18 protein-coding genes and 1 riboswitch are annotated in these 22149 nt (G+C 37.8%); of the genes, 4 read left to right on the top strand and 14 right to left on the bottom strand.

Going from position 1 to position 22149, the window contains the following annotated elements:
- Nucleotides 1–8: 8 nt before the first annotated feature.
- From I7804_RS12260 to abc-f, 8 genes are all read right to left on the bottom strand, one after another.
- Nucleotides 9–1085 carry a DUF4261 domain-containing protein gene (locus I7804_RS12260; protein ID WP_248403711.1) on the bottom strand — a complete coding sequence of 359 codons (1077 nt, stop codon included), beginning with the start codon at nucleotides 1083–1085 and terminating at the stop codon, nucleotides 9–11.
- Nucleotides 1086–1306: 221 nt separating this feature from the next.
- Nucleotides 1307–1981 carry a helix-turn-helix domain-containing protein gene (locus I7804_RS12265; protein WP_248403712.1) on the bottom strand — a complete coding sequence of 225 codons (675 nt, stop codon included), beginning with the start codon at nucleotides 1979–1981 and terminating at the stop codon, nucleotides 1307–1309.
- Between the two features lie 159 nt (nucleotides 1982–2140).
- On the bottom strand, nucleotides 2141–2977 hold the full coding sequence (locus I7804_RS12270; RefSeq protein WP_248403713.1) for a GNAT family N-acetyltransferase: 837 nt from the start codon (nucleotides 2975–2977) through the stop codon (nucleotides 2141–2143).
- Complete coding sequence (locus I7804_RS12275) at nucleotides 2974–3423, bottom strand: GNAT family N-acetyltransferase (protein ID WP_248403714.1); 450 nt, start codon at nucleotides 3421–3423, stop codon at nucleotides 2974–2976. Before I7804_RS12275 ends, I7804_RS12270 begins: the two co-directional genes overlap by 4 nt.
- Nucleotides 3424–3434: 11 nt before the next feature.
- Nucleotides 3435–4067, bottom strand: coding sequence for a hypothetical protein (locus I7804_RS12280; protein WP_248403715.1), 633 nt, complete (start codon nucleotides 4065–4067; stop codon nucleotides 3435–3437).
- A complete protein-coding gene (locus I7804_RS12285) occupies nucleotides 4057–5334 on the bottom strand; it encodes an AAA family ATPase (RefSeq protein WP_248403716.1) in 1278 nt (425 codons plus the stop codon). The genes I7804_RS12280 and I7804_RS12285 overlap by 11 nt, the downstream gene beginning before the upstream one ends.
- 120 nt (nucleotides 5335–5454) lie before the next feature.
- On the bottom strand, nucleotides 5455–7044 hold the full coding sequence (locus tag I7804_RS12290) for an ATP-binding cassette domain-containing protein (RefSeq protein WP_248403717.1): 1590 nt from the start codon (nucleotides 7042–7044) through the stop codon (nucleotides 5455–5457).
- A 145-nt stretch (nucleotides 7045–7189) separates the two neighbouring features.
- The gene (abc-f, locus tag I7804_RS12295) at nucleotides 7190–8647 is read right to left on the bottom strand and encodes a ribosomal protection-like ABC-F family protein (RefSeq protein ID WP_248403718.1); all 1458 of its coding nucleotides are present in this window, start codon (nucleotides 8645–8647) and stop codon (nucleotides 7190–7192) included.
- 409 nt (nucleotides 8648–9056) lie between these two features.
- On the opposite strand from abc-f, the gene I7804_RS12300 reads away from it, so the two are divergent.
- The gene (locus I7804_RS12300; RefSeq protein ID WP_248403719.1) at nucleotides 9057–9737 is read left to right on the top strand and encodes a hypothetical protein; all 681 of its coding nucleotides are present in this window, start codon (nucleotides 9057–9059) and stop codon (nucleotides 9735–9737) included.
- Nucleotides 9738–9851: 114 nt separating this feature from the next.
- Here I7804_RS12300 and I7804_RS12305 read toward each other — a convergent pair whose 3' ends face one another.
- Together I7804_RS12305 and I7804_RS12310 are read right to left on the bottom strand one after the other, a co-directional pair.
- A complete protein-coding gene (locus tag I7804_RS12305) occupies nucleotides 9852–10934 on the bottom strand; it encodes a hypothetical protein (RefSeq protein WP_248403720.1) in 1083 nt (360 codons plus the stop codon).
- Between the two features lie 271 nt (nucleotides 10935–11205).
- A complete protein-coding gene (locus I7804_RS12310) occupies nucleotides 11206–11718 on the bottom strand; it encodes a hypothetical protein (protein WP_248403721.1) in 513 nt (170 codons plus the stop codon).
- A gap of 251 nt (nucleotides 11719–11969) precedes the next feature.
- Here I7804_RS12310 and I7804_RS12315 point away from each other — a divergent pair, with 251 nt between their 5' ends.
- The 3 genes from I7804_RS12315 (at nucleotide 11970) to I7804_RS12325 (ending at nucleotide 14519) form a co-directional block, all read left to right on the top strand.
- Entirely contained in the window at nucleotides 11970–12359 is a 390-nt protein-coding gene (locus tag I7804_RS12315; protein WP_248403722.1) for a diacylglycerol kinase family protein, read from the top strand.
- A 132-nt stretch (nucleotides 12360–12491) separates the two neighbouring features.
- On the top strand, nucleotides 12492–12776 hold the full coding sequence (locus tag I7804_RS12320) for a phasin family protein (RefSeq protein ID WP_022752821.1): 285 nt from the start codon (nucleotides 12492–12494) through the stop codon (nucleotides 12774–12776).
- A 120-nt stretch (nucleotides 12777–12896) separates the two neighbouring features.
- On the top strand, nucleotides 12897–14519 hold the full coding sequence (locus tag I7804_RS12325; RefSeq protein ID WP_248403723.1) for an ABC1 kinase family protein: 1623 nt from the start codon (nucleotides 12897–12899) through the stop codon (nucleotides 14517–14519).
- Between the two features lie 89 nt (nucleotides 14520–14608).
- Here I7804_RS12325 and I7804_RS12330 read toward each other — a convergent pair whose 3' ends face one another.
- The 4 genes from I7804_RS12330 to I7804_RS12345 all read right to left on the bottom strand — a co-directional run bounded on the left by I7804_RS12330 (nucleotide 14609) and on the right by I7804_RS12345 (nucleotide 21789).
- Nucleotides 14609–17554 (bottom strand): ATP-binding protein, encoded by a 2946-nt coding sequence (locus tag I7804_RS12330; protein ID WP_248403724.1) that lies wholly within the window; start codon nucleotides 17552–17554, stop codon nucleotides 14609–14611.
- Nucleotides 17555–17745: 191 nt separating this feature from the next.
- A riboswitch (cyclic di-GMP riboswitch) is annotated at nucleotides 17746–17821 on the bottom strand.
- A 268-nt stretch (nucleotides 17822–18089) separates the two neighbouring features.
- Complete coding sequence (locus I7804_RS12335; protein WP_248403725.1) at nucleotides 18090–19841, bottom strand: diguanylate cyclase; 1752 nt, start codon at nucleotides 19839–19841, stop codon at nucleotides 18090–18092.
- 72 nt (nucleotides 19842–19913) lie between these two features.
- A complete protein-coding gene (locus I7804_RS12340; protein WP_248403726.1) occupies nucleotides 19914–20657 on the bottom strand; it encodes a sigma-70 domain-containing protein in 744 nt (247 codons plus the stop codon).
- A gap of 133 nt (nucleotides 20658–20790) precedes the next feature.
- Nucleotides 20791–21789 carry a zinc finger MYND domain-containing protein gene (locus I7804_RS12345; protein ID WP_022752826.1) on the bottom strand — a complete coding sequence of 333 codons (999 nt, stop codon included), beginning with the start codon at nucleotides 21787–21789 and terminating at the stop codon, nucleotides 20791–20793.
- Nucleotides 21790–22149: the final 360 nt, after the last annotated feature.

The raw sequence follows: 22149 nt of genomic DNA on the forward strand, positions 1-22149 counted from the left end.
ACCTATTATTACATTTCCACCTTCACTAATTTCAGAGTCTCTCCATCAGTATCAACATTCTTACCTTTTGACTTCTCTACTTTTAAGGTTAAACCAGGAGCAAGTCCTACTGTCTCGCCGTCATGGAATGTTATATCATTATTAATGCAGTAATCAATGAGAAGAATCAGGTATGACTGTATCTCTTGAAAATCATATGGTTGATCAAACAGTTCCATTTCACTAAGGCCGAATTGCTTCATTCCGTTTGTCCATCCGTCAAATCCGTTCGGTGCCTTTCCAATTCCAGACCAAACCAAAAGAGGAAGTGGAAGATCATCTTTGTTTACTGCATTTTTCATTCCCAGTACCATTTTAGGTTCATAAACGACACCATTGGTATATACACCTATATTGCCATCTATCTGACATAGCGCCAATAAAACTTTAGAATAAAGCATTGCCCTTCTCTTTACAGTTGTATTACCCATTACTGTCACAATAAGATGTGCCTTGTGAGATGAAGTAACTGCTACAGCTTCTTTCCAATAGTAATTATATGTAGCATTGGTCTCTGCCTCGTTATTTGGGACTTTAGAGGGCATATATGCAAGTATTATACTATTGCCTTGTCCATCTGAATAAAATGCTTTATCTTCATTCAGTTCTTCATCTGATGTATCTCTATTAAGATTTTCGCCCCACAAATTCTGATAATTCTTTTCGAAAAGATCAGGTTCAAAGCGCAACTCAGACTTTAATACAAAAGCACAAAATGGTTTTGCTTCTGTCTGACGCTCTTTGCGCTCTTCGATATTCTGTGCTGTATTCTTCCAGTACTGTTTTAAATAATCAATGAGTTTTTGTGCCTGTTCAATATCGTGATCAGGATCATATTTTTCCTGTTCACTAAATATGCCTGAATCACTATAGATGATCAGACGCCACGGTGATAATAAACCGGCCTTGAATCTGAATATACCGCAATGTATACCTTCAGGATCATCAAATTCTTTTACAAATTCTATCTTTTTCGGCGCTTTTCCAAGTTCTGCCGGGTGCGCCAGCCATTTTGCTATTTCAAGTCTTGCTGTTAATGTATCCATATTAAAATCTCCCGTTTAGGCTACAATTCGTTCAGTATCCGCAAGTCGCAAACATAATCAACCTTTTATCTTGTTATCTATCTACGGATTAATTAACGAACAATTATAATCTATACTAATAATATAAAGGCATATACTCACGATTTTGCAAGCATATGCCTTATAATAACACAGTAAAAATGGCTATTCTACTGTCTTTCTAATATAATTAAAACTTTCGTTTATCTACGCATCCCTTCAATCTCATCTTGCAATTCTTTCAGAAACTGCAAAGCATTTTGGATATTATCACTTCTTTCAGTGCCCTCAGCAACCTTCGCAAGTACTCTTTCCCTTGATGAATACATAGATGGCAATGTGTTTGCGATCTTTATAGCTTCATTCTTTCTTCCCAGGTCATATAGACAGTAACATTTAGTCATTTTAGCCTGAGCTGTGCGGGATGTCTCGCCGCTATCAAGTCTGATCGTGCGGTCAGCATACATGATCGCTTCTTCCAACAGTTCCTGCTGTCTATTTGATTCTTTTTCCTGAGAAAGCTGATAAGAAGTAAAGCTCATCAGATGGTTCATTGATGCAGACAATGCCCATTTTCCCTTTGAATCTAATAATGTTTTGTAGGCATCTTCCAGCTGTCCTTGATCTGCCAGGGCATGGACTGATCCTGCAAGTTCCTTAATTTCTAACTTCTCCTGATTAGTATCATGGCGAAGGAGTGCGTCTACGGTGATTCCGAAGTAGTCTGCAAGAACGGGTAGCATTGAGATATCCGGCATGGAAATATTGTTTTCCCACTTACTTACTGTTTGAGGTGATACTGTCAGGCACTCTGCAAGTTCTTCCTGTGTTAGGTTTTTCTCTTTTCGAAGCTGCTTTAAATTGGTCCCAAAGTCCATCTTTACGTCCTTTCCAGCTATACTTATGCTGATTTATTTGTTTCTATCAGTATAAGTCTCTTGGCAGTTTCAAATGAATCAACTGCATAGCAACTTCATCCAACAGATAGTAGATTTTTTGTCTGTTATAAATACTTAAGACCCTTTTAATATGCAGCTTTACACATTCCAAGTCGCATATACACAGTTCTGTCCTTCAACTTTATCAAACCCCATTGATGTATACAAACGAATTGCCTGAACATTATCAACATCTACCATCAAAGACATGCCCTTAGGATTGTTCAGTTCTATGGCTTTTGCCAGAAGTTTTTTGCCATATCCTTTTCTGCGGTATTCATCTTTTACAAACACATCATAGGGCTCATTTTCTTCATAATTCTTTGTGAGATCCAAATAGCCAACGACGTTATTTTCTTCAGTAGCTACCAAAACATAGAATCTGTCCGGTTCTTCCAGTACTCTTTCCCCGGTCCAGTAATTCGATGTATCATGGATTGCAAGATAACCTCTGATATATTTATCATCTATCAATTCGATTCCAGATATATCATCAATTTCTGAAATTTGCTTCAAAACCATTTTTTGCTGTTCTTCGCGGAAAAGCGCCTTCTTTGTATTTAAAATATTCCTGAGAATTTCATTACATGGATTAAAGGAAAAATCAATCTGGTAACCGTTAAAGTACTGTGACAAATAGGCAAACAGCTCAATATAGGCACCTTGTGCCCCGGAGAGTCCCATAGTTACTTCTACATACTTTTCATCATCTATAACAAGAAGAACGAATAATCCGATTATTTTCTCTTTATCAAAAACTGCAAGTACACGATCATCCGTATTATGAACAGCCCTTTCAAGCTTCTCCTCTATCAAATCAGAATCCAAGAGAGGCTGTGAATAATCTTTGTCAGCGTTTATTTGACGTGCAAATGCTACATATTTTTCAATTTCCGATGTTACTGTTACTAAATGCTCCACTTCTCTTACCTTCATCTCTCTATCTTCTTAAAAAGCCTTGCGCTCCAGAAATTCATATTGAGTTCATCAATATAAAAATGAAATATAGCCTTCCAGTTTTTCGTAGCAGTGCTCAGAACCATATATTCTGCCTCTGTTTTGACAGCGTTCTCAGCAAATCTAAAAAGCTTCTCTCCAACTCCTTGGGAACGCTTCTCGGGAATTACATACAGTTCTTCTACTTCGAAGAATGGTGTACCCTCCGGCATAATGGATTTCATCTGCTTAGATCCACAAACTTTACCAAAAAGATACCCAACTATATCGCCATTGTCCTCTGCAAAAAATATTCTATTGCCTTCAATATCTGATCTGTCATTTTGGAGATATCCGTAGCAACTGTTCTCTGCTGCCCAGTCCTCTGAGAAACGGATCAGCTTAGCCAGAACTTCCTCGTTTAAATCTACTTCATGAATAAGCATAATATTATCCTTTACGCTTCTATAGAATCATTAATTCTATCTATCCACTTAACATCATCTGATTCCAAGCACTGTACAAGTTTGCTGAAATTGCTTGAGCCGTCAACATGATCGTCTGTAGGCAACTTGCCGATTCTTTCTTTCATATAAGTATAATTATCACTATCAATGCTCTTCATTACCTGATCAATCTGATCAGCCCTACCTTTGTAACCTTTAACACCTGTATATTTCTCTATAAGCGGTGCATTGACAGCCTTCGCAGGTCTTTTGATAAACTCATCAGTCCAGTGTTTAGATATAATCTGCATAGTGCATGGATTACCAAATATGATCACTTCTTCAGCAGCGTTATCGACACCATGGAAATCATTTATCTTTCGCTTAATATCTTCATATTGTTCATATGGTTTCTTTTCTGTATCACAGAATATAAGAACAATTTCATAAGCTCCATTTTGGTACCTATCCTGATACCGAGCAGGAATATTACCATTTCCCGCCGCATTAACAAGGGCTATTTCATAAACATCATTCCATACCTGTAAATTGTTCAAATGTTCCAGATACTTATATTCCTCATTACCTTCACAGATAATGCAGATTTTATGCTTGTCCGATATATCAGGAAGTCTATTCGCCATCTGCAACTGCTCCCTTCACAATTCCCTTTATACTTAACAGGGAATTTATCAGCTCAGGATCAGGCAGCGCCGCAAAAGCTCCTTTTCGATACTTTTCTATTATGTCAGATGTATCTCTCACACCATTTTCTGCGGTAAAGTCAGACAGTGAATAAACGTAAACGCCCTTTTCATCCTTATCTACAAACCAGATCTGTTCCTTTCTGAAAAGGCGTTTGCAATCCATAAGGTTAATATCGTGTACTGTGAAGATCATCTGTGCATCAGTATTGAGCTCATTATTGAACATAGCAACTGTGGCTCTGGTAAGTTTAAAATGAATACTGCTATCAAGCTCATCTACTACCAAGATTCGACCCTGTTCAAGCGCTTCAATAACATAACTTGCCATAGCCGCTATCTTTTTAGTTCCTGTAGAATCAAATAGCATACTTGGAACCTGAACGCCCTTATATGTAGAAACCAGCCTGATCTGATCCATTACACTATCAGGAACATCAAGTACTTTTTCTTCAGGCTTTTCATCAGCGCCACCAGACGAAAGCTTTACATTTCCCATTTCCACATATTCAAAATTGTCCATGTAAAGATCTGCATTTTTAATAAAATCAACAACTTTCTGCTGTAGCTGATTCTTGTTTTTCATAAGGTCAATGGTATGCTCCATAGGGATGTTATTCATATTGATAACATCTATCTTTTCAGCAAAACCAACCAGAACTTCCTTCATCTCATTGAGTGCCTTAAATTTAGTAGAATCAATAAGGTGAAAAATAACATTATTCTTTGCAACAACAGGCATCATTGTCAAAAGCTCTGTATCTATGCACTCATATTCTTCATTGAGAGTATCGCGTTTTAGCCAGCACACTTCTTTTTCGTTATTATACTGATCTTTCAACACCTCTATAAATGATTCAAAGACGTAAGCCTCTTTCTTGACATCGTACTTGAAATCATACGAGAACTTTCTTCCACCTGATAAAAAAGTGACCCCAAGCTCACAGATATCGTTGTCTGTAAAAATATTTGACATCAGGCCATTTTTCTTATTCAGTAAAACGCTTTTTATAGCTTTAATACACCTTATAAGGCAGGTTTTTCCTGCATTATTAGGGCCATAGATTCCAGCTGTCTTAAGGACATTAAAGTTATTTTCTTTATGTACATTTGAGGCAAATTTTTTATTACGCATATCAGCTTTCATTGAGAAAGCAATCTGTTCATCAAATGCGAAGCAGTTTTTTGCCCTAATCTCTATAATCATAGCCGTTCCTCCGTTAAGGATTTTTACTATTGTTCACTATGATTATAACATTATCATATTTTTCATGCAATTATTTTACATAAATAATATATAGACATTTCATAAATCAGTTTTACTGCGTTATAATTCTATAATCTGATCAAATCCTGTATCATCACTATCAATATGTGATATCTTAATGACTATTTTATCAGGATCACTCAACAGCTCTTTTTCCAAATCCTTAAGCAGTACCTTGGTTTCAACGTCCAGCCCGGCATCGATCTCATCCAGAATAACCAGCGATACATCGGATTCCATCATGCACTTCATCATAAAGAGTTTCTTCTTTTCACCTCCGGAAAGGGTTGCTCCGTTTTCTTCTATAACATCAATCTCAGGATTCAGATTCAGCTTCTTACGCATTGCCTCTATTTCATCTTCACTGCAATCTGAATGAGTTACATATCTAAGATAATCTTCGACGCATTCATTAAGTATAAGTTCATCCTGCGAAACGTAGCATATTTCTTTATAAAAAGAGCATGAATCATACTCAGAAACTGGTGTATCATTGATGGATACCTGCCCGTTTGACGGCTTATATAAGCCTAGGATCATCTTAAGTATTGAACTTTTGCCGCTTCCATTTTCACCACGGATCAGGACATTATCGCCCTTATTTATATCAAAAGAAATATTGTTCATGATCTTCCTGTCATCGATTTCGAGCGTTACGTTTTCAAATCTGATATTCTCGATATCACTTATCTCTTTTCCGGAAATAATGGGAATATCCATAAGCTTTACAACATTGTCAAAGGCAGGAATATTCTTGATGATCACCTGGATCTGGCGCTGAACTCGCCCGCTGACAGCAAGAATAGTATTTGTTATAAAAAGGACTGTTACAAGCTTTCCTCCGCTTACATTCGATGTCAAAAGCAGCATACCGGCAACTATAATGTATATAAGGTCAGTAAAGCTTTTTTCTATTGTCTCAAAGAACGCAGATTTTCCTTCGGCTTTCTCAGAGAGTTTCATAAAACTATCATGTATTTTTTTATTCTTAGTCAGATAATAATCTTCTAAACCGTTTGTACGAGTAGCTTCAACCATATCCACCGTCTCGTATACCTGCGCAGTATCTTGTTCATGCGCTTTGTCACAAAGCTCATAATTACCTAATATGCCACGGCCTGTTATAAATGATGTTCCGAGTGTAAATGCAATCCCTAAGACTAACGTTATGCCTGCAGGAATGCTATACCAAAAGGCAATTATCAAAAAAGCTATAACCGTAAGCGTATTAACAAAGCCCCCGACAGAATATATCACTGCAATCGCAAACGCAGTATATGTCTGTCCTGACAGGACATATTTAAATTTGTCCTTGGACTTCTGGACATGCTCCATGTACTCGCTTCCCCAAAGTACTTTGTATATCTTACGTCTCATGTTCCATAAAAGATCATTGCCTATACGGATATACAGCCTGGTATTTAACCCTGATAAAAGAGATAAAAGAAAATAGCCGATAATGAACAGCAGCACAGCTATCACAAAGGTATACACCGCTTTATCCGTTTCCAGCATATCGATCATGGCATTTATACCAAGCGGTATTGCCATCTCAACTGCGATCAATGCCATCATTACTACAAAGGCACCAAATAGTAATCGCTTATTTGATGCAAACATCATTTTTACAATTTTAAAATAGCTTTTCATAAGTCCCGAATCCCCCTTTACTACTGCGGTCAGACTCTAAATCTACCATTCAAAATTGTAAAAAACAAGGCTTTAAATGCTGTATTTATCTATGGTATAATATATATAGAAAGAGTAATGGCGCCACGTTAAGTGACGCCACTTTTTATTCCTGTCTAATCTTCCCGTCCCCAATATACATCCGCTCTGTAGCAATCCTGTCCACAAACACCTTATCATGCGAAGTAAATACAAGTGTCCCCTCATATTCGATCAGCATTTTCTCCAAAGCCTCTACAGATGGTATATCCAGATAATTCGTCGGCTCATCCAGTATCAGCAAATTCACATTCGATACAAAGAGCATGGCAAAAGACAGCTTCATCCGCTCACCACCCGAAAGCTCTGATGCCTTTTTGTTCATATCTCTTTCTGATAGCAAAAGACGTGCCAGTACAATCCTTGAAAGACTCTCGCTCTGGATACTGACTCTGCGCACATTTTCAAGAACGGTTCGATCAAGGTCGATCTGGGACATGTTCTGCTTGGCATATCCTATTTTGGCTCCTGGGACTACGTATACTTTTTCTCTATTATTTATTAGTTCCAGTAAAGTAGTCTTGCCGGCTCCGTTACCGCCCAGTAGCGCAACCTTACTTCCATTCTTGATCATAAAATCTGCATCGTCGAATATAACGTGGTCATCATAGGCAAAAGAAATATGTTCTCCACGGATCACTATGGGATTTCTTGGCGGATTGGTCAGTCTGAAATCAGGTCTTACTGTAAGTTCTTCTTTGGGCTTTTCTTTAATCTCCATATGTTCAAGGCGTTTTAGGACATTTGTGGCACTTCTTTCTATTCCACGGGCTTTGTCCTCAGGTTTTCTATTTCCAATGAACGCTCTAACCTTTGCTTCACTTGCTGACATGTTCTTTGGCTTTTTATCTACAGTTTTGGCCTTAGCTTTTTTCTCAACGTAAACGCTTTGAAGCCTCTTTTTTTCAGCCTGATAGTTCTCATATTCGGCCTGCTGAGTCTTTCGCTGTTCTTCTTTTTGAACAACATATTCATCATAATTTCCGCTATAGTTCTGAAGTTTGCCAAAAGAAATCTCTACAATCCTGTCACATATTTCATTAAGAACGGACCTGTCATGGCTGATCACGACCAGTGTTTCTATTTCATTCAGTCTTTTTTTGAGCATTTCCACACCGTTATAATCCAGATTTGATGTGGGTTCGTCGAGAAATGCCACTGCATGTGGACTTGAAAAGAGCTGTGCAAGTCTTATCCTGGTATCTTCTCCGCCGCTAACATTTTCCTGCCAGATGTGGTCTGCAACTCCCATCTTGCCGGCTTCTGCATAGTCAGTTTCAAAGTATTCACTGTTTGAGCCAAACTGTTCGAAAAAAAACGGAATACAATTGCTCGAAACTGTTCCTTTGGTTGGTTCCAGCTCCCCTGCCAAAATTTTGAGAAGCGTGCTCTTGCCTGCGCCATTCATCCCAACAAGTCCAACTTTCTCGCCCTCATACAGATAGAACCTGTCGAAATCCAGTACGGTCTGTTCTCCATAGGAATGGACTATATTCTCTGCTTTTATCAATAAATGTCTCGCCATATAAGTCTCCCTTTTCAGCTAAAAAATAAGCCTATCCTGCGTACGCAAAATAGACTCACACAAAAAGACCTATATATAAATAAAGGCTTCGAATGCATGATAATCCAATTTAAGCGTACACATAATACCGCCGCCATAAGCAGCAGTCCTATCAATATGTTCACCTAAATCAAATTATCTAATAATCATTCGTTCACCCTTGCGACAAAATCGCCCTTTCTTTTATTCAACTGCATGATATCACATATATAGATCAAATACAATCATATATCCTATAACGATAAGGCAGGATAAGTCAGGAGTCTAAAACATGCATGCAACAATCCGGCAATTATAATACAATTATTATTATAAAAGTATTTCATATAACCACAGGAGGTAAATGTTGAAAACAATCATAAAAAACGAAATGAAAGTTGCATTCTTGCGTAAATTCTTCGCCCTTCTCGGATCACTTCTTTGGGTGGGATTTAGTGTATTTATGATCGTCTTAGACGTCAGGGATGGAGATATATCCGGCACAATAATAGAGGCCATTATACTTTTATTACTCGGCCTTTTATTTGTAAAACTGAGTAGTGAGTATATTTTATTCAATTTGATATGTGTTCCCATGCTGAGTCCTGAATATAGGAGCAAAGATCTTGGCAGGATGCTTAAAAATGAGACTTTTGCCCCCGTGTCATCCGGCTATTCCTTAGACAGCTCCGATAATAAGGTGGTAAAAGAGAGCCAGAACTGGATTGACATAGAAGGCTATCTTTATAATAAGGCTCTTATAGCCGCTGTAGCCAAAGATACGAAAGAGCCTAGAACCTTACTTATATCCTATATTGACGGCTGTACCGATATGCACACCTCAAAGAATCCTGAAAAAAGAGATCTCGCCTATGATTCACTCAGAAAGCTTGGTTTCAAGGATATTAGCGAATATCAGCTTGATCCCAAATTTGAAGACCTTGATGAGATGTTCTTTGATATCTTTGACCGCGCTGCTAATGAAAAAATGTTCTATGAGCTTACTGCAGACGGTTTGAGCTTTTGGGATATGAGAAAGTTATGGGATGATGAAATTGGCAGAAATAAATAACATTAAAATTCTTTAAAAACACTGACATCTGCATATATATTTATTTATAGCAAAAACCGTTTACCATTTTATAGTAAACGGGTTTTATGCATTTATAAATACCAATTTTTCAATTTATTTTCCAGTATATCCGATCTCTTCTGCCCTTTCAGCAAGCATTTCGTCTATCTCATCCTGTGTATAAGTTAAGACGCCTGCATCGCTGAATGCCTGTTTGATCTCACTGGAGTCTTCATAGTCGGCATCTGTTGAAATATCTTCAAAGTTGTCATCGAATATGTAGTAATGATAATATTTATCGCATGTCTTATAATCTGCATCAAAATAGTATTGTTCTACGCCGATGTGATCGACATCAAGTCCGTCAGTACAAACGTCTGCTTCATTAATTCCTGATGTATACAAATTGAAGTTATCCGCTAAACCAAGTGATACTCTACATCCATAATAAAAAACATATTCGCCGTCTCCATTTATGAAAGCATTCTCTGTATAATGAATATTTGCTGCACTGCTTCCTGATCCTTCAATAGTTCCATCAAAGCCAATTTCAAGTATATATCTATAGCCATATCCTTCATCATAGCAAAGAACAAGTTCTCCATCTATTTCTTTTATTATCATGGCAAGTGAATCCATAGCACTAAATTGAACATCAACAAGTAATTCCGGAATACAATCATCTCCGCAGTCTATTTCCGTATAAGTAATCGTAGGATTTCCATCTGCATTGTACCAACCAAGTTCCTTACAAGCTTCAATGATTTCATCCATAGAATAGAACTCGTCTTCTTCAAAAACCGGATCATTATACTCAGCATTGAAGAATAAGTCGCCATCTGATATCACATACTTAACTTTCGCTGTGCCATCTTCGAATTCTTTATATGCGGTTCTGCTATTAGCACCAATATCTGTATCATCCTCGCTAACATCAGCATCTTCGGTACTTTCAGTATTAGCATCTGACTCATCCTTGCCATCTTCACTATCTGAAGAATTGTCTGTAGAACCTGTGTTATTATCTTCTACCTTTTCATTTTCTTCATCATGTGATGATTCTTCCGAAGATACATCTTCTGCAACTTCATCTTTATCAAGATTGATATCTTCGCTAGTGCATCCTATAGCCGATGCAGCAATAATACCTGCCAGTCCTACTAGGCAGTATTTTTTAAGTAATGTAACTTTTTTCATAAATAGCTCCTTCTTTCCATTTCCTGCTTATATTTATTATTTGGTCAGGTCTTTTTTATAGATATAACTGTTTATTATCAGTTTTCATCATCACTATATATCTCATTTTCATCATCGTAAGGCCGTATTTTAAGTCCGGCTACAGATAACATTCCTTTATTGTAAAAATATTTTTTTAACTCTTCATAACCCGGACAGTCCTTATAAACTTTTAACCACCAAGAATAATTATCTATTATAATCTCAACCTTATATTCTGAAGTCCAATCTCTTATTCATCATAAGGGCTAATTTTCATGCCATCTATAGTTAGCATTCCTTTATTGCAAAAATACCTTTTTACCTCATCGTATCCCGGACAGTCTTTATAAACATTTATCCAAAAAACATGATCATATAGTGTGATAACAATCTTACGATTCTGTATATCCCTGGTTCTCTTTATCTTTACTTCCTTGATATCATTAAGGCTAAGAGAATGGTGATACTTAAACATTGATGTATATATTAGCCTGTCTTCAACTATTATTAGTTTTCTGTTTACCATGATCAAAAAGTCCCCAATTATCATACATATCCCCATGGTAATAAATGCTATAAGCATTACTACATCATCCATGTTAAATAGATCATTAGTTATCATGTAAATTCCAATAAATATTAAGAATCCCCCAAGAACCATCCCTATCATGCATGTCAAACAACAATAAGATACATTTATAGGATTCTCCTTAGTCTTATTATTTCTGGTATTTTGGTTCATTACTATATTATTCTCATACATCTGATTATTATCCTTCTTCATTTCACCTAAATTTAAAAACTTCTGCGATATACCGCTTAAACAGCATTGTACTACCTTGCACCTTATTTCTCTTCAAAATCCGACGAATTGCACAATTTTCAGGATGAGCGGCTTAAAATGCGTAAAAGCGAAGTCAGATGTGGATTAAATAGTCTATTTATAGTAAAATAAATAATATAGTTCTAATATCTTTTCAGTTCAAAAGTCATAAACAAAGGTGGAAAGTGCCGATGGATAACAATCAGAAAAGAAGTCCACTTTACAAGAGCTTTGGATATGCATTTGAAGGAATCTTTAATACTATCAAAGATGAGCGTAACATCAAGATCCATCTGGTAGTTACTACTCTGGTCATTATATTCGGCTTTATTCTTAAGATAAGTCTTAGCGAATGGTTTGTATGCATCTTGCTTTTTGCAATAATCATTCCTCTTGAGCTTGTAAATACGGCGATTGAAGCTGTTGTCGATCTTGCAAGCAAGGATTATAACCCTCTTGCCAAGAAAGCAAAAGATGCTGCAGCAGGTGCCGTTTTAGTAGCTGCTATACTGGCAGCTGTTATTGGCGGCATTATATTTTTTCCAAAACTATACCATTTTATATTTGATATATTCATTTGATATGTTTTTAGCACACTAATCAGATCATCTTAAAAAGATGTTTTGATAAATAAACTGAATTCGAAATACACTTATGATCCGTATTTCTGATTCCAAGTTACAAAAACACATGTATATAAGGAGGATTTCATCATGGCAGACAACAAAAACCCTATTACTGACGGTCTTAAGAAGCTTCTTCTGGCAAGTGTCGGCGCTGTTGCTCTTACAGCAGAGAAGGCTGACGAGCTGGTAGGAACCCTTGTTGAAAAGGGCGAACTTACTGTAGAACAGGGCAAAGAGCTCAACAAAGAGTTAAAGCGCACTTATAAAGAACATAAAGAAGGCTCTTCCGCTCCCAAAAACATGGAGGATTTTGTAGGATCTCTTTCTGAAGAAGAGCTCAAGAATTTAAAGGAAGCTTTAAAAGACAAATAAAGTCCATGTTTTTTCATCATGTATTATCACCGTGTATATTCATGGATCAGTATCTAACTGAATGTACATGGACAATACAAAAAGATAACCAAAAAAGTTATGCCCGAGGCTATGAGGAATATGACAGAAACCACTACCAAAAACACCAAAGACAACAGCTCCAGATTTAAAGAAATCCGCGAGGTCCTTATGCGCAATCACATAACCCGCGGCATATCTCCCGAAAAGCTTCGGACGATTCTCGAAGAATTAGGGCCCACTTATGTTAAGCTTGGGCAGATAATGTCCCTTCATTCGGACATCCTGCCCAAGCGTTATTGTGATGCTCTTATGGAGCTTACAACAGATGTAACTCCCATGCCTTTTGAAGAGGTCAAAGAGGTCCTTGAAAAGTCATGGATGTGCGATATAAAAGATATCCTATCTTCTATCGAAGAAAAGCCCCTTGGCTCAGCTTCTATAGCACAGGTTCATAAAGCTGTCTTATTAAACGGCGAAGAAGTTGTGATCAAAGTTCAAAGAAAAGGCATCTACGATATCATGGCCCGCGATATAGGTCTTCTACACCGCCTGGTATCGCTTATGCCCAAGATTGGCGATCTTAGGAACATGGTGGATCTTGACATGGTCCTTGATGAGATGTGGACTGTCGCCCAGCAGGAGATGGACTTTTTAAAGGAAGCTGCCAATATAACCGAATTTGCACATAATAACAAAGACGTGGCCTATATAGGTGTTCCGCAGCTATACAAAGAATATACTACAGACCGCGTTCTTGTTATGGAATATATAGATGGTATATCTATAACAGATATAAATAAGCTTGAAGAAATGGGCTATGACTGCCATGAGATCGGTCAGAAGCTTGTCAATAACTTCATCAAGCAGGTAATGGATGATGGCTTCTTCCATGCAGATCCTCATCCCGGCAATCTGTGTGTACGGGATGGCAAGATCATATGGCTTGATATGGGGATGATGGGAAGACTTACCGAGCAGCAGCGCCGCATCATGATGAGAGGCGTTGAAAGTATCGCTCTTAGAGATGTATCTATGCTGGAAAGCGCTGTCATGGACCTGTGCGATGAGTTCGGGCCTGTAGACAGAGCTTTACTGTATGAGAATCTTAGGGACTTTCTAAATAAATACGGGTCTCTTTCCATGGGTTCTATCAATATCCCGGAATCCATGCAGGATCTTATGGATATCATGAAGAGTAACTCTCTGGCACTGCCACACGGCGTTACTATGTTGGCAAGAGGCCTTGCACATATAGAGGGTGATCTTGTAGTTATCGCACCTGATATCAATATGTTCGACATAGCTGCATCAAGAGTTGGTGAGACATATCTTGAAGACGTGGATATAAAAACTGAGCTTAAGTCCAATCTTAAAAGACTCTACAGATCTGCAAGTAAGGGAATAGAACTTCCGGGTCTTGCAACAGATGCGTTAAAAGAATACCTAAAGGGAGAATCCAGAACCAATCTAAGGCTTCAGATTTCAGGTCCCTTTGCAGAGCTTGTCTATACGTCTGTACGAAATCTTGTTATTGGAATGTGTCTGACAGGTCTTCTTATCGGCTCTGCCATAATCTGCACTACCGACATGAAGCCACAGGTATTTGGAATTCCATTTCTTGGATTCATAGGATTTGCCATAGCTTCAACTTCTGCAGGTTTCCTGATCCTTAGGTTCATGATCATAAGATGGCTCAAAAAGCGCAGAATACGCAAGAAATAGATTATTCTATAGATAAATATACTCCGCCTTGTAGCATAGTTACCACAAGGCGGAGTAATTTTATTAGCAGATAGGTTCGATCATACAAACTATATGCATACATATTTCTTAATCTCACTTATCAGAAGCTTTGGATCAACAGGCTTCGACAGATGCGAATTCATCCCTGCATCTTTCGAAGCTTTTTTGTCATCCTCAAAGGCATTGGCAGATACAGCTATAATAGGTATGGTCTTTGAATCCTCTCTGCCTGAATTTCTTATGGCTCTGGCAGCAGTAAGGCCATCCATTACAGGCATTCTGATATCCATAAGTATTGCTGCAAGTGTTCCCTCCGGAAGGTTTGTATATGTATCAAGACCTTCTTTGCCGTTCCAGGCTTTTTCCACTTTGACATTCTCGCTTTCAAGGATAGCACATACTATATCCATATTAAGCTCATTGTCTTCGCAGTACAGAACAGTCTTACCTTCAAGGCTTTTTTGCTCATAATCTTCTTGCAGATCATCGAGCATGGCTCCTGCGCAGACATCAAATACAAAGACAAGAGTCACTATCGTTCCTATATTTTCTTTACTCTTAATATCAATTCTGCCATTCATCTTCTCGACGATAGATTTGACAACAGAAAGCCCTATTCCTGTCCCTGCATGATCTGTCATCTCACCTCTGTCTTCCTGCGTGTAAGCATCAAACATCGTCTTTTGAAAATCGCTGCTCATTCCGATTCCGTGATCCTGAACGCTTAAGGTATATTCGACCTTGCCATCGTCTATCATGCTGCTGGTCAGATCGATCTCGATAGTACCGCTTTTACGTGAGAACTTAACAGCATTGGAGATAACATTTAGTATCGCCTGTTCAAGTCTGCTATAATCGATCATTGTCGGAAGGTTTACTATTTCTTTTCTTCTTAATATAATTCGTATATCTCTTTCTTTTGCAAAGGTAAGTGCAACATTTTTAAGGCTGTCAAAGACCTGTCCGGGATCACACATCTGAGGATTTAGTTCTATCTCGACTCTTCCCAGATTACTCATTGCAAGTGAATCGTTGATAAGCAGCTCCAAATAATTGGCACTGTCTTCTATCTTGTACAGATAATCCAGATTGTTTACCGAATTTATACCATTTCGAATAACGCTTCTGGTAAGCCCCAGTATCCCGTTAAGAGGCGTCCTCATATCATGGCTCATATTACTGAAAAATCTCTTCTTGGCTTCAGACGCTTTCTTTTCTCCATCAAGCGCTGTAGACAGCTTCTGGTTAAGATCTTCAACCTTACGTCTGTTTCTTTTGCCAATATGATTTATGATCACCAAAAAGAAGATGACAAGACCTGAAACAATAACTACAAAGCCGTACATAGGGTTATCATATATGAAGGCTCTAAAGGTCTTCGGTGTGTAATTGTCAATATCATATCTGCTGATGATCTCAGCTCTTTTTTGCTGAGGAAAAGAGTTACATGCTTTATTAAAGATTCCTATAAGGAAATTGCCACAGCTACTGTTAACAGCCATGCAAAAGCGCAGATTTCTATAAGATATATCTTCAGCAACAAGTGCATTGGTCTCTTCTTGTCCGACAAGCACTACTGCGCTTTCCAAGGGCAGCATTGTACAGGCTTTGGGATGAGCTACAAGATAACGCCTTGTAGCTTCTAAAGAATCAAGGAATACAACATTATCAGTATCGCTTAGGCTTTGAAGTATACTATCATTAAAGATTCCGTCTCCATGTCTTTTTACGATCGTATCATAAGAATATTCTTTATCATTATGGACACTGGCAAGAGAGGTATCAAAATAGGAATCACACTCGTAATATCCTCCCATTTCGGACCGGCCAAAATCCGATATAAAGTCGATCACTATATCTGCTCTTTGCTCATTATAAGCATTTATATATTCAAATCTGTCAGATACTTCATAAAATTCATATGAAAGGCCTATACTGTCAAGTATAGAAGTTGTCATATCTACAAGGATACCTGATGGTTTACCGTTTTCATCGAGATAAGATAATGGACAGTTATCGGGATTGACCAAAAGAGTAAAGGTTCTGTTATTAGTTATAAGAGAATCAAGATAGAGTTTCTCTGTGGATGTGAATGTAATATTACTAGTGCCGTTGCCCTGATAATACTTGGACATAAGTGACTCTTTAAAGCCTGCATCAACAGTCTCTATCTGAGAAAGAGCATGATTAAGACTGTCCATGAGGTCACTATTATCAAGTCCTGTGGCAAAAAACAAATAGCTTGGATCAAACTGTGCCAAAATTGAAACTCCGGGAAAGTTATGGGAACTTCCGGAAACAAAGGCATCAATATCGCCGTTTTCAAGAGCAGCAATTAGATCTGCATCACTGTCATAATAATATCCCTTGTAGGTAAAATAATTCGATTCTGCAAAATCCCTGACTTTGTCAACATATGTAGTCCCTCTGACAATTCCAAGCCTTATGCCTCTCCATTTGGAATAATCGCCGGCAAGAAAAGTTGTATCGCCATTTTTTACAAATATGGTCGTATACTCCATAGCAATTGGCACATTGCAAAAGATGAGCTTATCAGCCCTTTCCTGTGTCCAGGTTATACCGCCTATAAGGTCGATCTCGCCCTCAACAGTCATCCTGTACAGATCAGAGAATGCTATATCTTCATCATCTCCTATATATTCATAATCCCACCCGGTATAGGTTCGGATCTTTTGAAGATAATCATAGCAATAACCGGAATATCCATAATTCTCATCATACATCTGAAAGCCGTCTATCATAAAATATCCAACTTTAACTGTCCTTGTCCCTATTTTTCCGTTTTTGTAATTAGCTATATCAGAAGATGGCGCTATATCTCCATAGAAATTCGCCTCTACCGGTTCATCATCAAGCTTTTCAGCTTCCGGAGGCGCAGCTTTGGAATATCTTATAGTTTGCGGCAATGCAAAAGAAACAGTCATGATAATAACTGTTATAAGACAAAGCATAGACTTTAAGATCTTAGACCTAAGACTATTATTTACTCTCATACTGTGCTAACTAAGCCAATCCTTAGTTCTGGGAGTTTCATAAAAATATTATGATCATATTAAGAACGATAAAAATCCTTTTACCGCCTACGTCATATAAATATATCGGAGAAAGAGTGAAAAAAGATTATTTTTTAACAATAACAAGTAAAAAACCGTCTGCATAAAGCAGACGGCAAGAATTTAAAGTACAGTGCAACTGGCTGCCATTTTACAGGCCCTATAGCTTTGCGTCATAAGCTTTCGCTTATTTTGCTAAAGATTATCTCGTGGATTCAACGTAGTAAAATATAACAGATTTTTTTAAATAAATCAACACCTTTTTTCAAAAAACGCGAAAATCCCGCATTTTTTTATTGTGTAATATTTACAAAAAATGACCACCGGTTTTCTTTAGTTTCCCAGGTCAGAATGTACAAAGCCTTATATTGTAGCACTAACAAAGGGTTAATTCGTCTTAACTATTGAATAAGTTTAGCAGCAAATAACAAGATAGATGTCAAAAACTATTAATCCTTCCATCTGTCCAAAGATATCAGTCAGTGCTGAAAAACACACAATTTCTTCCGGTTTTTTTGGCATGGTACAAAGCCTTATCCACCCTTTTATATAATTCCAGAATATTATCGTTTGGAGACATACCGGCTATACCTATAGATACAGTTAGTTCCGGAACCGGATCATAATCTTCATCACAGATATCTCTTCTGATACTCTCAGCAAGGTCAAGAGCCATGGTCTTGGTGATATTACGAGCTACGATCATGAACTCTTCACCGCCCCATCTTCCGGGAACACAATCATCATTCATGTAATTCTTAAGAATGCCTGCAACCTTTCTAAGAACAATATCTCCGGTGTCATGTCCATAAGTATCATTGACTTGCTTAAAATAATCTATATCCATAAGCAGGAAGAAAATCTGATCGCGGCTTTGACGACCTTCTTCAATAAAGCTCTCCATTATTTCTTCTATCCTGCGCCTGTTATATATTCGGGTCAGATCGTCAGTTAGTGCCTTTTGAGCAAGATTTTTGTTAAGTCTTTCGAGTTCTCCTGTTGTCGCCTGAATAAAGCTTACAAGGCGCTCAACCATGGATATTTCACCACTCATTTTCTTCTGGGTGAGCCTTGGAAGAGCCATTACAGGGATTCCTGCAGGAGCGTTCTCTCTCATACCAATTGAAATAAGAGTTGCATTATGGATATAGATTTTTTTGCCAATCCTTATGTATTCACCAAATGTATAGAATCCGGACGTGCGAGCGATCTTATCAAAGGGTGATATTTCGCAGTCAATATCATCTCCCCAGAAACTCATCCTCGTCATGCAGGAATAGATCCATATCGCCTGAGGCTGGAATAATCTGATCTTGTCCTGAGCTTCGTATACACTGTCCAGGATGGCTACAGGATCACCATAGCCAAGTCTTACTATATCACCGTTTCTTAGTTCTCCGCCAAGGTAGAGAGTTCCGTCACTGGCACATTTTAAAGAGATCCTGGCAACGTCAACACCATATTCACTATACATAAGCGGGAATTCCAGTGCATTTCTGGAAAAAGAACTGTCATTTTGAATTTTCAAATACTTTTTGTATACATTAAAAGCAGGCTCGCCGTCTAGTTCATATAGCTTCTCAGACTCGGCCTTAGTGACTGTCATCGAATGACCCAGTTCCTTCCAGCCAAGTGCATAAGCTGTACTGATATGAAAGTCCTCACCTGAATACAATACGCATACTATACCAAATAGGGATATTCCATCTTCATTAAATACAAAGGTATCACTTGTATCATCATACTTGGCAGCAGCTGCGCCGAATACAGCCACAGATTCATTACACTTTTCGAGAGCATCAAAAAATTTCTGAGCATGGAGTCCTGAATGAGTTGCAACAATTACTTCTACAGCTTTTGCATAAGGATCGCTGTCAACCATTTCTTGCATGAGAATGCCGTTATCAAACTCGCTCCTATCCCTGCAATCATATATAATTGTTTTAATCTTAGTCTTTTCAAAAAAAGATATGGATATCTGAATAGAACGATCTGTAAGATGCCCATCCTTGATCTCTCCACAAGAACTGGAACCGGCAATTTTGATTCCCGGGAAAAGAGATTTCAAATATGATACCATCTCCATTGTCTTATCAAGCTGAGCATATCCAAAATAAATATGAGCAAGAACCTGAAAATCCTCATGTTCCTTTGCATATCTTCTTGCTTCGTCAAAAGAGTTGTCCTTTTTGCTATTACTCACGATTTCATACAAAAACTGTTTCATAATGCCCCCGAAGCTTAATTGTGAATTTTTTCAATGGCCCTATTTGACTACTGAATCATTATCAGATCAGATTCATTCTTCGTTAAAATCTATATCTTCTATGTTATTGCCTGTCATGCGGATAGCTTCGATGATATCATCTTCTGTAAGGTCAGTTTCTGCAGCAAGTTCTTCTACTGTTACGCTTCTTCTAAGCTCTTTGGCAAGTTCTGCTGCTTTGTCAGCAACCTTCTGAACGTGTTTGACAGCCTTTTGGCCTCTGGCATCTTCATCAAGATTATCAGATATAAGCTCTTCCATCGCATCCATCATCATCTTGGTAAGGAAGCTTTCAGCTTCTTCAGGTTTCTCTATGGCATCAAGCATTGTGACACCGGATGTAAGTACCAGATTGCCCTCACCTATAAGATCTTCGATATATACGCCCTGTTCGGCATACATCTTGGCAACATCGGGAACTGTAGGAAGATAGATCTCTATAAGCCTGTTTTGTGCTGATTTATCTCCTGACATTGCAGATATTGTAATACCAATCTTCTCACTATCCGTTACTTCCGGAAGTTCTGATAAGGATTCGATATAATCTTTAAGATAGTTGTGTTCTTCTTCTGTAAGGAATTCTTCAGGGTCAGCCGGTGTTCCTATACCAATTCCATGTTTCTTAAGATAATCATATACAAGCGCAAGCTGATCATCAGATAGTGAAAGCTTATCAAAAGCTTCTTTTACCTGCTCCTTAGAAACAATACCTTTCTGCTGTCTTCCAAGATTAGTAACATCAGCAAGTAATGCGGCAAATTCTTTTTCTTTATCCATATATCAATATTTCCTATTCTGTGTATAATTAATTTTCTAACTCAAACTTTATATTTGAGCATGCAATATATTTGGTAAAAAGTCTTCGTTATCAGCTCAAAACGAAATATATCAGTAAATCGTGCAAATGTGATCATTTCTCAACATGAACATGAGTAAAGAGGTGATCCTGACAATACTCATAGGCTCCTTTACACTTGGAGCAGTATCTGAACTCAAGGTTTGGATCATCAATCTCTGTACGTCCGCATACGGCGCACTTATGATGTGCAGATCCTGGAGCTGTCATGCGCTGAGCCTTTTTAGCATTTTCAACATTATGTCTGAATTCTGTTCTTCTTCTTACTTCTGAAGGTCTGTATCTTCCGGCCTTTCTCCTAAGTCTGCTGGAACGGTCTCCAAAAAAGAAAATAACAAACGGAATGAGTGAAGCTATAAGCACTATGATACCTGCTATGATACCGCATCCGCCTATCCATCCTGTCATAAATCCATACTGCGCAAAAGCTCTTATCAAAGTTACAATAGACATTACAAATTTATATCCATAAAGAGCTGCATATGCAATTCCAAGCCACTTCATCTGGATTGGGATGATGAACATAAGAAGTACAGTCGCATCCGGGAATGTTGCAGCATATGCAAAAAAGATAGACATCGTAATATAATAAGGAATTGTGCAGCTTCCGACAGCTGTGCCTATAAGCTGCAGAATCTGAGAAAATGTCTCACTTTCTGCACCTAATGAAAGTCCATATAAAGCATATGCTCCATAGAGGACAAAACCTGCAATGATAGTGATAATAAATCCAAGGAACAGGTACAGATTGTATTTAAAATCTCCCCAGGCGCTTTCCATGGTTCTGCCGATTGGCATATAGAAAAGCAAGATAGAGATCGCATACAAAAGAAAATTATCCTGAAGTGGTATAAGGATCCATGTTACAAGTCTCCAGATCTGTCCATGAAGGATCATGTATGGATTGAAGCTGATATAATTATCAACAAATAACGGATCTGCCTGGCTTCCCATAAGACATACCATATATCCTATGGCATAAACGATCATAAGTTTGATCGTAAGATCTCTGATGGCATATCTGCCAAATTTTCTTTCAAGTTTATTGAACATAATGACCTCTTAAATATTCATGTATTTATCGCCAAAAATCCATAGAAAATACAAACTAAAAACAAGTGCTCATATTTACATATGCGCGATAATAAAACTTAATGTGGCAATATTAAGCGCAGTCGGTAAGTACTTACATCCCACTGCGCTTCTTCATCCTTGATTTTAGCATTTATTGTATTTTCTGTAAATGAATAGCGCAAATATTTCTCAAACACTTTATAGTTTTTTAACTTGGATTTTTTAACTATAGTAAAGTAGCACATTGAAAAAATACCGGTCATGTTTTATAATCACTAAGAATGTTTTTAGGGATTTCCTTTTAATAAGAAATTATAGTTGAATATGAAATTACAATTA

This window comes from Butyrivibrio fibrisolvens (assembly GCF_023206215.1).
In the GTDB taxonomy this organism is placed as follows: Bacteria; Bacillota; Clostridia; order Lachnospirales; family Lachnospiraceae; genus Butyrivibrio; species Butyrivibrio fibrisolvens_C.